Source organism: Vagococcus fluvialis (genome assembly GCF_048815235.1).
Lineage (GTDB): Bacteria > Bacillota > Bacilli > Lactobacillales > Vagococcaceae > Vagococcus.
Map to the genome: position 1 here is coordinate 41,795 of NZ_JBMEAO010000019.1, position 14,863 is coordinate 56,657.

Sequence of the window (14,863 nt, forward strand, 5' to 3'; positions counted from 1 at the left end):
AAGTTAGCTTCTTTTTTCACTAGTTTTAAAAATTCTAATAAGAAACCCTTTATGTTAAACTATAGGTATATTTTATAAAAAAGGGGATATAAAAATGAAGAAAAGGTGGCTAATATTATCATTAGTTATTCTAATCATGCAAATGCTAACACCATTAATCACGTTAGCTGAAGTTATTAGAGAAGATGTTAACTCTGTAGGATTAACATTGCTGCATTTATCAGTAGAAGAAGAGAAAATAAGTAACACAGAAGAGATTGATGTGAACTTACGTTTATCTTCTGATTCAGTAGAAAAAGGGGAGCACCAGATTCATTTGGGCGGTTTTGTATTAAATAGTTCAAATAATGAGGATATAAAAAATAACTCTGGTGGAGTAATAGGTTATTTTGAGCAGCAAGGAACGAGTTTAAAAGTTCATTTTGATAGTGAAGTTCCTTCTGAAGTTGAACTTCACTTAAAGGGAAGTTTAGTAGATAAGAGTACAGCGAATCAAGTAATCTCAGCTTCCTATGATACTCAAGTTGTATCTGAAACGATTGAACTAGAAGTGGCAACAGAAGAAACAGTAGAAACATCTAGTGAGGAAGTAGAAGACGTAACAGAAACAACAGATGAGACGACTGCTACAAAAGAGAGTGAATCAAAAGAAAAAGAAGAGCTACTTGTTGAAGAAAAGAAAAAATCAAAAGATGTTAGAAAAAATCAAGATATTAGTGAAATACTAGGAAATAGGGCTTTCTTTAAAGATGTTGTGATAAAAAAGAAAGACTTGAGTAATTCTGATTTTATTACACTAGATGGAGAAAAAACACCTATTACTCTAGGAGAAGAACTCCAAGTTAACATGAAATATGACCTACCTGAAGATGTACGTGAACAAATGAAATCAGGAGATTATTATGAGTTTGTATTACCTTCTGAAATAGGGATTTATACACCTATTGAAGGAGAATTAGCTTCAGAAGCTGGTGTTGTGTATGCAACGTATAAAATAGATACATCTGGAAAAGGTAGGATTACATTTAATGAGCAACTTGAATCTGAATATGGTATTGAAGGAACTCTTCAAGTTGGAAGTAGTCTTAAACAGGGAGAGATGAAGGAATACGGTGAAAATATCATTGCTTTTCCTTTTGTAGATGAATCTCCTGAAATTAAAGTGTTTTTACAAAATCAAGTAAAAAATACCATGAGTAAAAAAGGGAATCTCAACCGTAAAAACAATCCAACTCATATTAATTGGGATGTAGACATTAACCAAAATTACGGTATTCATCATAATGCGGTAGTGACAGAAGTATTTCCAAAAGAGACTTTGTTTGAATCTATAGAAATCAAAGAACTTCTTATGGGGATTGATGGACGCGTTCAAGAAGGAGCTGTATTGCCTAGTTCAGCTTATACCGTGAATAGTGATGGTACTAAGGTAACTTTTAAAGGTAAAATAAATAAAGCATATCGTTTAAGTTACAAAACTAAAATTGAAGACAGCTCTAAGCCTGGAGAAGCGGGTGGTTGGGTTAATTATTACAATCAAGCTAAAATGACTTCCGAAGAAGTGGCAGAAGAATTAGTAGCAAGTGCTACAATCGATGCTCAATATAAAAAAATGCTAGATAAACAAATGACTCATTACAATCCTGACTCACAAGTAATGTCATGGAAGATTGAATATAATCACATAGAGTCAACTATCAAAAAGGATAAGGCTTATTTAAGAGATATTTTTGATGGTAACATGGTTCTTGATCGTAATAGTTTTGAAATACGTAAAGTAACATTTGATGACAATGGTAATCAAGTTGGACAAGGTGAAAAGCTTGTTGAGGGGCAGCATTATCGATTAATTCCAAATGGTAATGGGTTTAATATCCAGTTTTTAGAAGATATTGATTATGCTACAACCATTACTTATCAAACAGTTATTAATGAAGAAATTCATGGCTCAGATGAAAAACATGTTTATACAAACTATGTGGAAGATGGTAATAAAAATGAATCTTCTTCTAAAGGAGAAGCCTATCAAAGAGTGTTAGCGAAATGGCACTCTGATATTAATTACCGGAATAAAACAGTTGAGTGGCATATTAGAGTTAACACGAATAAATATGAAATGAATCATTTTGTTTTAGAAGATAACATGTCTACTGGATTAACTATTCTAGGAGAACCAGCTCAAATTGAGATTAGGGATTTTACAGCTGGAAAAACACTAGTTCAAGGCAAAGATTATTTGTTTGATTATAGTGTAGGCTCAAAAGAATATAAAATTTCATTTATCGGTGATTATGCAAAGACTAAAAATGTCTTTGAAATAAGTTATGAAACGTTGTTTGATACACCTAAACTTCATGAAGCAGGAGAAGAGCGTTTTTCTAATACAGCTAAAGCAACTTGGACGACTCAAGACGGAAGAGTTGTAACCAACTCGAGTGGTAGTAGTTTTGAGCCAAGGCCAGAGGACCAGTCAGATGGTTTTAAGCATGGAAATTATAATGCTAAAACAAAAGAGATTGAATGGCAATTAGGTATTAATTATAACAGTCAAAAATTAGGCGACGTAGTTATTCGCGATGCGCTAACGTCTAATCAAGTCTATGTTCCTGGAAGTTTAAAATTGTATCGATACACGATTTCTAACTCAGGAGAAGTAATACCTGGTAAAAGAATAGTAGGACAAGAACTAGAAGAGTTACTAACTGTGATAGAACCAACTAAAAATTCAGGTTTATTTTCTCCAACGGATTTACTAACTCAAAATGAATTAACCATTAAGTTAAAAGAGGTTAATAAAGATGATCAATATTTAATGATTTTTAATACCTCACTAGTCGATCAGGTTATTCATGAAAGTAGCAAGTATCACAACACTGCTTTAATTCAAGCAAGTGAAGTTGGACCAGAGAGTTTTAAAATTGAAGGTGACGTTTCAGTAGCTAATGGAGATACCTTTGTAGAAAAGAGTGGATTTCAAGACACGGAAGGTTTTGTACAGTGGAAGGTGACTATTAATCCAAGTCAATCAACTATTTACAATCCGGTCATCACAGATAAGCCTTCATCTAATCAATCCATTATAAAGGATTCCATCATTCTATATGAGTTAGATACAGATGAACGAGGAAACTTGAAAAAAGGAAAAGCAGTTGATACTAATGACTATTCAGTGGCTTTAGATACTAACGAGGAAACGTTTGAACAGGCATTAAAGATTTCATTTAAAGAGGAAAAAATTGATCGAGCTTACTTGTTAGAATATAAATCAACGTTATTTTTAGAAAAAAATACAGGTGAGTTTGTAACGAACAAAGTTGAAATCAAAGGAAATAACCAAGAGATACTTTCTCAAGAAAAATCTAAAAAAATATCTGTAAAAATGTCTTCAGGAAGTGGAACTGCTAGTGGAAAACAAGGGAAATTATATGTCCTTAAGCAGTCAGAAGAATATGGAGAAGATACGCCAAAACCGTTAGTAGGAACTATTTTTGAGATTTTTGATAAAACGGGTAAACGATCTTTTGGAACAGCAAAAACAGATAAGGATGGCCAAGCCGTTTTTAACAAGTTACCATTGGGAGACTATATCCTAAAAGAAATACAACCAAGTGAAGGGTATCAAATTTCAGAAGAGCTAGCTAAAGGTATTCCAGTGACAGTAACTCGTCTGACATCGACTGGTATGGACAAATTAACATTTACCAATGAAAAAATCATCGAAAAAACAAAAGTAACAGCGAAGAAAAATTGGGATGACCAAAACGATCAAGATGGGATTAGGCCAAATAATGTCGAAGTTCAACTTTATCGAAATGACAAAAAAGAAGGAACTCCTGTTAAATTACATTCAGGAAATAAATGGTTCTACGAATGGAATAATCTAGATAAAACTGAAAAAGGCAAGGAAGTAACTTATTCAGTAAAAGAAGTAACAAAAATTCCTGAGTACGAATTAGTTTCTGAAACAACTGATAATAAAGGGAATTTTGAATTTACTAATCAGCATACTCCAGAAGTCATTAGCCTTTCTGGTGAGAAAACATGGAATGATAAAAACAATCAGGACGGTTTAAGACCAGGTAGTGTTGTGATTAATGTTCTACAAAACGGACAGGAATTTCTCTCTAAAAAAGTGATGCCTGATTCAGCAGATAAATGGGAATATACGTTTAAAGATTTACCTAAGTATGATAAAGGAAAAGAAATCAAGTATTCTGTGACTGAAAATGAAGTCCCAGGTTATACTCCTTCTGTTACAGGATATAATATTGAAAATACTCATACGCCAAATAAAACAAGTTTATTTGTTTCTAAAGCGTGGGATGACGCTAATGACCAAGATGGTAAACGAGAAAATTCTGTATCAGCTCAGTTATATGGAAATGGTGAAAAAATAGGGGCAGCTGTTGAGTTAAATGAAAGCAATAATTGGCAACATCAATGGGTAGATTTAGATGAGAAACAATTAGGAAAAGTGGTTAAATATGAAGTTAAAGAAATCACTCAAGTATCAGGTTATACAACAACAATCAATACAGATCATCCAGGTAATGTGATTATTACGAATAAGCATGAGCCAGAAACTGTAACAGTATCTGGAACTAAAACGTGGAATGATAAAAACAACCAAGATGGTATTCGACCAGAATCAATAGTGGTAAATGTGTTGCGAGACGGCCAAGGATTTATGGCTAAAAAAGTTAAAGCTGATAATGATGGCAAGTGGCATTATGAGTTTACTGACTTACCAAAATATCATCAAGGAAGAGAAATAACCTATACGGTTACTGAAAATAGTGTTGAAGGTTATACACCAAGTGTGAAAGGATATGATATTGAAAATAGTCATACACCTGATAAAACAAGCTTTTTCGTTTCAAAATCATGGGATGATGAGAACAATCAAGATGGCAAACGAGCTAAATCAGTATGGGTTCAACTGTATGCTAATGATAAAAAGCAAGGGAAAGAAATTGAATTAAGTGAAGGAAATAATTGGCAATACCAATGGGCAGATTTAGAGTTAAATGAATCAGGAGAAAAGATAACTTATCAAGCAAAAGAAGTGACTCAAGTATCTGGTTATGAAACAGATATTAATAATGATCTTCCAGGTAATTCTTTGATTACCAATACTCATGTACCAGAAACTGTAACTATTTTTGGTGAAAAGACATGGAATGATAAGGATAACCAAGATGGTGTTCGCCCAGAGTCAATTGTTGTTAATGTATTACAAAATGGTCAAGAATTTGCAGCGAAGAAAGTAAAACCAAACAAAGATGGGAAATGGTTATATGAATTTAAGAACTTACCAAAATACCATCAAGGAAAAGAAATAAAATATACAATAACAGAAAACGACGTGGCTGAATATACGCCTAATGTGTCAGGATATAATATCGAAAATAGTCATACGCCAGGTAAAACAAGTTTATTTGTTTCTAAAAATTGGGATGATGCTAATAACCAAGATGGTAAACGGGCTAAATCAGTTTGGGTACAATTGTATGGAAATGATAAAAAACAGGGTAAAGAAATTGAGTTAAATGAAGGGAATAATTGGCAATACCAATGGACTGATTTAGATGAAAAATCAGCTGGAAAAGTAATTGATTATGAGGTTAAAGAAATAACGCAAATTCCTGGTTACACCACAACAATCAATACTAAAAATCCTGGTAATGTGATTATTACGAATACCCATACACCAGAAGTGACCACTGTCTCAGGAGAAAAAACATGGGATGACAAGAATAATCAAGATGGTTTAAGACCAGAGAGTATTGTTGTTAATGTTCTACAAGATGGCCAAGAGTTTGTTTCTAAAAAAGTAAAACCACATCAAGAGGGTAATTGGCAATATGAATTTAAAGATTTACCAAAATATCAAAATGGAAAAGAAATAAACTATTCAGTAACAGAAAATAATATTGAAGGATACACGCCAAAAGTAACTGGCTTTGACATTGAAAATACACACACACCAGGTAAAACAAGTTTATTTGTTTCTAAGTCTTGGGATGATGAAAACAATCAAGATGGTAAACGAGTGCCGACAATTGATGTTCAACTTTACGCAAATGGCGAAAAACAAGGTGAGCTAGTTCACTTGAATGCAAGTAATAATTGGCAGTATCGATGGACTGATTTAGATGAAAAATCAGCTGGAAAAGTAATTCAGTATGAAGTAAAAGAAATAACAGAAATTGAAGGTTATTCAACTATTGTGAATACTAATAATCCTGGAAACGTGATTATAACTAATATTCACACACCAGAAACAGTAGTAGTGAGTGGTGAAAAAACATGGAATGACAAGGGGAATCAAGATGGTATCCGTCCAGATTCAATTGTTGTTAATGTTCTACAAGATGGTCAAGAATTTGTTTCTAAAAAAGTAAAACCAACTAATGAAGGTTTGTGGCAATACGAATTCAAAGACTTACCGAAGTATAAAAATGGCGAAATCATTCGCTATTCAGTAACAGAAAATAACGTTACTGGGTATACACCAAAAGTAACAGGTTATGACATTGAAAATAATCATACGCCAGGTAAAACAAGTTTCTTTGTTTCGAAAAACTGGAATGATGATAATAATCAAGACGGCAAACGAAGTGATTCAGTTGCTGTTCAGCTATATGCTGATGGTAAAAAACAGGGTGAATTAATCACTTTAAGTGAAGGTAACAATTGGCAATATCGATGGACAGATTTAGATGAAAAAGTTAAAGGTCAAGAAATTAAGTACAGTGTTGAAGAGGTGACTGAAGTTTCTGATTACACAACAACTATTAACAATAACAATCCAGGAAACAGTATTATTACTAACACTCACACACCAGAAGTGATAACGATATCAGGTGAAAAAACATGGGATGACCATAATAATCAAGATGGTGTTAGACCAAATTCGATTGTAGTTAATTTATTACAAGATAACCAAGAGTATCTTGCTATGAAGGTAAAACAAAATAGCGATAATAAATGGTTATACGAGTTTAAAGATGTTCCTAAATACAGTAAAGGTCAAGAAGTAACATATTCTATTAGAGAAAATAATGTGGAGCATTACATACCAATTTACACAGGTTACGACATAACAAATCAACATACGCCAGGAAAACGAGATATTCATGTTTCTAAATCATGGGACGATAATAACAATCAAGATGGCAAACGAGATAATCTTGTCAGGGCTCAGTTATATGGAAATGGTCAAGAAATAGGTCAAGCTATTGAACTAAGACAAGGAAACAATTGGCAAAATAGTTGGACTGATTTAGATATCAACCAAAACGGTCAAGAAATAAACTATGAAGTGAAAGAAGTAGGCGTTAACTCTGAATATATTTCAACAGTCAATGACCTTGATTTAGGTAACGTGATTATTACGAATGCCCATACACCAGAAACAATTAATGTATCTGGACAGAAATTATGGGAAGATAACAATAATCAAGACGGTGTCAGACCGGCGGCTATTAAAGTGAATCTACAAAAAAATAATCAGCCTTACTTATCAACAGACGTAACAGAGAATCAAGAAGGTGAGTGGAAATATAGCTTTAATAATCTTCCTAAATACAGTGAAGGAAAAGAAAATGTTTATACTATTTCAGAAGACAAGGTAGAAGACTATACCACAGAAATAAAAGGCACAACGATTATTAACAGCCACACACCGGGTAAAACGAATATGATGGTGTCTAAAGTTTGGGACGATAACAACGATCAAGATGGTAAACGACCAAATGCAATTAATGTTCAATTGTATGCAAATGGTAAAAAACAAGGGGAATCAGTAGAGTTACATAGTGGGAATGACTGGCGATTCAATTGGACCGACTTAGATGAAAAATCTTATGGTCAAAAAATTGAATACACCGTAGTTGAAGAAACAGAAGTCTCAGAATATGTAACAACGATCGATGATTCTAACCCACAACATGTAATTATCACCAATCAACATGAGCCAGAACATATAACTATTGCAGGAACTAAATCGTGGTCAGATAAAGAGGACCAAGATGGTAAACGACCGGCATCAATTGTAGTTAATTTATTACAAAATAACCAAAAAGTAATGTCTCAGAGTGTCAAACCAGATTCGAATGGTGAATGGAGCTACTCATTTAATGAGTTACCACGTTATCAAAATGGTGTTGAAGTTAACTATTCTATTACAGAAGACAATGTAGATGGTTATACCGCTACTTACAAGGAAAAGGATATTGTGAATAGCCGTACACCAGATAAGATGGGCATTCATGTGTCTAAAGCATGGAACGATAACGACAATCAAGATGGTAAACGTCCAGACTCTGTATCTATTCAGTTATATGCTAATGGTGAGTCGGCAGGAGAAGAGATTCAGTTAAATGACACAAATAACTGGCAACATCAATGGGTTGATTTAGATAAAAATCAAAACGGAAAAGCGATTCACTATGAAGTAAAAGAAATAACTGAAATCCCAGGTTATCAGGTAGATATTGATGATACGGACTTAGGTAATGTTATCATCACTAACTCTTATGTTCCAGAAAAAATAACTATTTCAGGAGTTAAAACGTGGGCAGACGATAATAATAAAGCAGGTAAACGCCCAGATAGTATTACATTAAATCTATTAAGAAACGGTCAAGTTTTAGAATCGAAAAAAGTAATAGGGGATCAATCGAATGAATGGGTATATGAATTTACTGATATGCCTAAATACGAAAATGGTAAGCAAGTTGTCTACACAATAACAGAAAATGCCGTTGAAGGTTATAGCACAAAAGTATCAGGATTTGATGTTTTAAACACTTATACACCAGGAATAACCAATGTAACAGCTACAAAACATTGGGAAGATAAACAAAATAAATTGGGAACAAGACCTAAACAAATTACTGTTCAATTGTATAAAAATGGTCAAAAATTTGGTGAGACAGTTCAACTGTCAGGAGATAATGATTGGCATAATACATGGCAAGACTTACCTTTAAGCGAAGAAGGTAAAAGAAATGTATATGAAGTCAAAGAAGTAACCAAAGTACCTAATTACAAGGAGACGGTAAACAATGAAGACATAGGGAATATTATTATCACGAATACCTATGTTGGAAAAGAAGTGGGAGGTAATGGCAAAGTAACACCTAAAAACCCATCAACCAAATTACCGCAATCAGGTGAAAAAGAGTCAACTTGGTTGTTAAGTTTAGGGTTATTAACGATTGTAGCAACAAGCTATGTTTATGCGCACAGAAGAAAAAAAGTAAATTAAGTTTTAACATTAGAGCATAAGAAAAGCCTTGAAATCAATTGATTTCAAGGCTTTTTATTTTATTCTTTTAAAGGTTTTAGAAGTCGTAAGCCATTAAATAATACAACTAAAGTACTTCCTTCATGGATTAAAATACCAAATGGTAAATTCATCTTACCAATACTGTTTAAGACAACTAGAATTGCAACAACTAACATTGAGAAAACAATGTTTTGCATAACAACTTTATCTAATCGTTTTGAAATTTTATGAGCGTAGCTTAATTTGGTTAAATCATTTTTCATTAAAACAACGTCAGCCACATCAATAGCGATGTCAGTTCCTTCACCCATTGCAATACCAATGTCAGCTTTAACTAGTGCTGGAGCGTCATTAACGCCGTCTCCAACCATTGCTGTTGAACCATATTTTTTCTCAAGTTCTTCAATAATCATTGATTTGTTTTCAGGTAACACGTTACCAACAACCTCATCCATTCCCAATTCTTTAGCAACTGCCTGACCTGTTTTTTCAGCGTCACCTGTAATCATTGTTGTGTGAATACCTTGTCCTTGCAAGTAACTAATAACTTGTTTAGCATTTTCATTAGGCAAGTCCATCATGGCGATTAAACCAATAACCGCATTATTTTCAGCGAAATAAACAACTGTTTTACCTTGTTCGGCGTATAAGTGGTTTAACTCTTCCAGTTTATTTGAGACATTACTGAATTGAGATGGTTTTCCAATTCGGTAATCTTTACCCTTGTAAGTTGAAACTAACCCTTTACCAATTTGATTATCAATGTTTAAAGAAATTTCTTCAGTAACTGTTAAATGTCTTAAGATAGCTTCTGCTAAAGGATGATTTGCTTGTTTTTCCATAGCAGCGATGATATTAGAGTAGTATTGAGTTTGTTCTTGGTTTTCTTGAATAAAGAACACATCAGTTACTTCTGGTTTACCTTCAGTTAAAGTTCCTGTTTTATCAAATGCGATAGCTTTAATGCCTTCTAAATTTGAAAGGAAAGAACCACCTTTGAATAAAACACCTCGTTTAGCAAGATTTGAAATACCTGAAAGAGTTGCAGGAACATCACTAGCAGCTAAAGCACAAGGTGAAGCGACTGTTAAGAACACCATTCCTTTATAGAAACTATCGTACCAAGTTGCACCAAATACAAGAGGCATTGTAACAATGTAAAGTGTTACTAAGATAATAACAGCATTAACATATTTAGGTTCTAATTTTTTAATTTTTGTTGCTTTTTTAGAAAGATTACTTTGAGATTGGTTAACAAGTTCTAAAATTTTAGCAAACACTGTTTCAGAACTTTCTTTAGTAACCTCAATAGTAATAGCACTGTTACCGTTAATCGTACTTCCGTAAACATCATCACCAACTGTTTTTTCAGCTGGAATACTTTCTCCGTTAATAGAAGATTCATCAATAGAAGTAACACCAGAAATAATACGTCCGTCTGTCGGGATTTGATCACCGTTTAGAACTTGAAGTTGATCACCAACTTTTAAAGTTGAAACATCCACTATTTCAGTTGAACCATCTGCTTTGATTAAGCGAGCTTCAGTTGGGTTCATATTCATTAAGTTAGTGATTTCTCGTTTACTCTTACCTTCAGCGTAATCTTCTAAGAAGTGAGCTCCTGCGAAAATAACAATTAGCAAAGCACCTTCTCTAAAATCACCAATAATAGCTGCACCGATAGCTGCTAAAGTCATTAGAATATGAACGTTAGGTGTAAATTTTTTGTTACTCTTAGTTTGGTTAACAGTGTCTTCGATACCTTCAACAATAATGTGGTACCCAGATAGAAAAATTGTTAGTGTCCCTAAAACATTTTGCCAAAATCCTTCGCTAACAATAAAACTAGCAGCAAAAGTTGCTAAACCAATGAAGAAAAGAACGACTGGTAGTTTTCCATGATCATGATCGTGATTGTGATTGTGTCCGTTGTGGTCATGTGGTTCGTGATTATGATTATGTTCTTGATGAGAATGTTTATGTTGCGCCATAAAAAACGCCTCCTTTTTAATATATGCCTGATTCATCATATGAATGTTTGTTCATATATAGTATAAAACAGATGATTGGGAATAGCAAGTGATAACTGGTTAAAATAATAAAAAAAGAAACACCAAAAGAAAATATATTTTCTTTTGGTGTTTCTTCTATAATAGTAGGTAAAATTAGCCAACGCTCTTTTGGAGATGATCGTATCTATGATTTGAAATATCTAATTCACCAGTTTTTTCGAAACCGTTATTCAAATAAATACGGCGGGCGTTGCTATTAACTTTATCAACATTTAATCCAATGGTTGGACAATTTTTTTCTTTTGCGATAGTTGGTAAAGCATCAAGCAGTTCTCTTGCAATACCTTTGCCTCTAAATTGTGGAGAAGTTACAAGAGTATCCAAGTACCATTCATTTTTAAAAGTTTCAACTTCCTCTTTATTGAAAAACTGATAGTCTTCAGATAAGTTATTCTCTAGTAATAAATCAATAAAGTCGTTATCAATAGTCGCTTCAAAATGATCAGGATAACCAAAAACAACTCCAGCTATTTTATTATCAACTTCTTTGACAAGAGCGTTTTTAAAACCGTAACGATAGGTTGGCTTTTCTTTAAAAGCTGTTATTAGGAGTTCTTTTATTTTTTCTTCAGATAATTTATTAAAGACTTCAAGTTCCATATCTTTTAAGACAATCATCACTAAGTCTATAGCTTCACTTGCGTCTGTTGGTTCAGCAAGTCGTATCATATATATACACTTCCTTCATTAATATGTCATCACTCTAACATGGGTGAGAAAGTCATGCAAGAAGGGGACTTGGATTATTAAAATATGCTTGCTAATTTAATTGAAAAGAGATATAATATCAAAGTATGCATTTTGATGATGTATATAGGTGTCATCGTGGGAGGGGAAATTTTCATCCCCATTAAACCACATCACGGACTTAAGGAGGTATGTCTCGTGGCAAAAAAAGTAGAAAAATTAGTTAAGTTACAAATCCCAGCAGGGAAAGCAACTCCAGCACCACCAGTAGGACCAGCATTAGGACAAGCGGGTATTAATATTATGGGATTCACAAAAGAATTCAACGCTCGTACTGCTGATCAAGCAGGATTAATCATTCCTGTAGTAATCTCTGTATATGAAGACCGTTCATTTACATTCATTACAAAAACACCACCAGCTGCAGTATTATTAAAAAAAGCTGCTAAAATCGATAAAGGTTCTGGTGAACCAAATTCTAAAAAAGTTGCTAACGTAACTCCAGAACAAGTAAAAGAAATTGCTGAATTAAAAATGCAAGACCTAAACGCAGCTGACGTTGAAGCAGCAATGCGCATGGTAGAAGGTACTGCACGAAGCATGGGTATCACTGTAGGATAATTTTATTCTATTGATATCAGAAGTAGCTTCTCAGTCGGTTTATATTGAAAGATATAAATTCCGTGGGAGGTTCAACCGTTATAACCACAATCAAGGAGGAAACACAAAATGGCTAAAAAGAGTAAAAAAATGCAAGATGCATTAAAAAAAGTAGATACAATGAAACATTATTCTGCAGCAGAAGCAGTTGCTTTAGCTAAAGAAACTAATATTGCAAAATTTGACGCAACTGTAGAGGTTGCTTACAACTTAAACGTTGACCCTAAAAAAGCGGATCAACAAATCCGTGGCGCTATGGTATTACCTAACGGAACTGGTAAAACACAATCTGTTTTAGTTTTCGCTAAAGGTGAAAAAGCTAAAGAAGCAGAAGCTGCTGGAGCTGACTTTGTTGGTGATGCTGACATGGTTGAAAAAATTAAAGGTGGATGGTTTGGCTTTGACGTAGTTGTAGCTACTCCAGACATGATGGCACAAGTTGGTCAATTAGGACGTGTATTAGGACCTAAAGGATTAATGCCTAACCCTAAAACAGGAACAGTTACTATGGATGTAACTAAAGCTGTTGAAGAAGTTAAAGCTGGTAAAGTAACTTACCGCGTTGACAAACAAGGTAACATTCATGTGCCAATCGGAAAAGTATCTTTTGAAGACGATAAATTAATCGAAAACTTCAAAGCTTTACACGAAGTTATTATGAAAGCTAAACCTGCTGCAACTAAAGGTGCTTACATTAAAAACTTAACAGTGACTACAACATTTGGTCCTGGTGTTAAAGTGGATAACTTATCTCTATAATTTTTTAATAAAAAAACTTGTCCTAGGCAACTATCTGTGTTATAGTTGTCTAGGTTAATAATAACTGTACCGAAGACAGTAGGTGACGTAAGTCTTAATTTCCTACCGAGGACGATATTGAATGAAATCAATGGTCCCTCTATGTCAACGGTGGCATGGAGTTTTTTTATGTAAAAAATTCCACCATCTAATATTTACGGAGGTGAAACAAATGAGTGAAGCATCAATCGCTAAAAAAGCTCAAGAAGTTGAAGTTGTTACTGCTAAATTAAAAGAAGCTGCATCAGTAGTCGTAGTTGATTACCGTGGTTTAACAGTTGAACAAGTAACAGATTTACGTAAACAATTACGTGATGCAAACATTGAGATGAAAGTTATCAAAAATGGTATCTTACGTCGTGCTGCTGAAGCTGCTGGTTTAGAAGGAATGGAAGACGTATTCGTTGGACCTACTGCCGTAGCATTTAGTAACGAAGACGTGGTTGCTCCAGCTAAAATCATGAATGATTTTGCTAAAACTGCTGATAAATTAGAAATTAAAGGTGGTATTATCGAAGGAAACGTATCTTCTGTTGAAGAAATCGTTGCTCTTGCTAAATTACCAAGCCGTGAAGGTTTACTTTCTATGTTACTTTCAGTATTACAAGCTCCTGTCAGAAACGTTGCATACGCAGTTAAAGCTGTATCAGAAGCTAAAGAAGAAGAAGTTGCTTAATTGCAATTTAGTCTTAAACTAAAATAAAAAAACTAAAAATTAATCTTATAAAAGATTACAATGGAGGAAAACATAATGGCATTAAACATTGAGCAAATTATTGCTGACTTAAAAGTTTCAACAATCTTAGAATTAAATGACTTAGTAAAAGCTATCGAAGAAGAATTTGGTGTATCTGCTGCTGCTCCTGTAGCTGCTGCTGGTGCTGGTGAAGCTTCTGCTGCTGCAGAACAAACAGAATTCACTGTAGAATTAACTTCAGCTGGTGACTCTAAAGTTAAAGTTATCAAAGCTGTTCGTGAAGCAACTGGATTAGGTCTTAAAGAAGCTAAAGCTTTAGTTGATGGCGCTCCTGCACCAATCAAAGAAGGCGTTTCTAAAGACGACGCTGAAGCATTAAAAGCTGCTTTAGAAGAAGTTGGAGCTTCAGTAACTGTAAAATAATTTTTATAGTAAAAAGCTTAAAGAGTGAGACAATTGTCTCACTCTTTTTTTGTGTTTAAAGGATTATTAAAGCTAATGTTGTGATGATTAAGTTTGTGATAATAGGCTCTTTGTCAACTAGTGTTGGTGAGAGTAAATAGTAAGAATGAGGATCTAGAAAACAAAAGTTTTCTAGATCTTTTTTGGTGTTTTAAAAGCATTTCCTTTGAGACAAATAGTGATACGTAGTTT

At 33.8% G+C, this 14,863-nt stretch carries 7 protein-coding genes and 1 other annotated feature; of the genes, 5 read left to right on the plus strand and 2 right to left on the minus strand.

Annotation, left to right across the window (positions count from 1 at the left end; all coding sequences use genetic code 11):
* Positions 1-94: 94 nt before the first annotated feature.
* Positions 95-9,274, plus strand: coding sequence for a Cna B-type domain-containing protein (locus ACODH8_RS12305; RefSeq protein WP_332467153.1), 9,180 nt, complete (start codon positions 95-97; stop codon positions 9,272-9,274).
* A gap of 59 nt (positions 9,275-9,333) precedes the next feature.
* Here the strand turns inward: ACODH8_RS12305 and ACODH8_RS12310 are convergent, their stop codons facing one another.
* Together ACODH8_RS12310 and ACODH8_RS12315 are read right to left on the minus strand one after the other, a co-directional pair.
* Complete coding sequence (locus tag ACODH8_RS12310; RefSeq protein WP_332467154.1) at positions 9,334-11,286, minus strand: heavy metal translocating P-type ATPase; 1,953 nt, start codon at positions 11,284-11,286, stop codon at positions 9,334-9,336.
* Between the two features lie 174 nt (positions 11,287-11,460).
* The gene (locus ACODH8_RS12315) at positions 11,461-12,036 is read right to left on the minus strand and encodes a GNAT family N-acetyltransferase (RefSeq protein WP_332467155.1); all 576 of its coding nucleotides are present in this window, start codon (positions 12,034-12,036) and stop codon (positions 11,461-11,463) included.
* Between the two features lie 216 nt (positions 12,037-12,252).
* Here ACODH8_RS12315 and rplK point away from each other — a divergent pair, with 216 nt between their 5' ends.
* The 4 genes from rplK to rplL all read left to right on the plus strand — a co-directional run bounded on the left by rplK (position 12,253) and on the right by rplL (position 14,632).
* The gene (gene rplK, locus ACODH8_RS12320; RefSeq protein ID WP_332467156.1) at positions 12,253-12,675 is read left to right on the plus strand and encodes a 50S ribosomal protein L11; all 423 of its coding nucleotides are present in this window, start codon (positions 12,253-12,255) and stop codon (positions 12,673-12,675) included.
* Between the two features lie 108 nt (positions 12,676-12,783).
* Positions 12,784-13,473: a 50S ribosomal protein L1 gene (rplA, locus tag ACODH8_RS12325; protein ID WP_332467157.1), complete on the plus strand. Its 690-nt coding sequence runs from the start codon at positions 12,784-12,786 to the stop codon at positions 13,471-13,473.
* Positions 13,474-13,524: 51 nt separating this feature from the next.
* Positions 13,525-13,649 (plus strand) — a sequence feature (ribosomal protein L10 leader region).
* Between the two features lie 35 nt (positions 13,650-13,684).
* Entirely contained in the window at positions 13,685-14,188 is a 504-nt protein-coding gene (gene rplJ, locus ACODH8_RS12330) for a 50S ribosomal protein L10 (protein ID WP_332467158.1), read from the plus strand.
* 75 nt (positions 14,189-14,263) lie between these two features.
* Positions 14,264-14,632, plus strand: coding sequence for a 50S ribosomal protein L7/L12 (gene rplL / locus ACODH8_RS12335; RefSeq protein WP_332525961.1), 369 nt, complete (start codon positions 14,264-14,266; stop codon positions 14,630-14,632).
* Positions 14,633-14,863 lie beyond the last annotated feature (231 nt).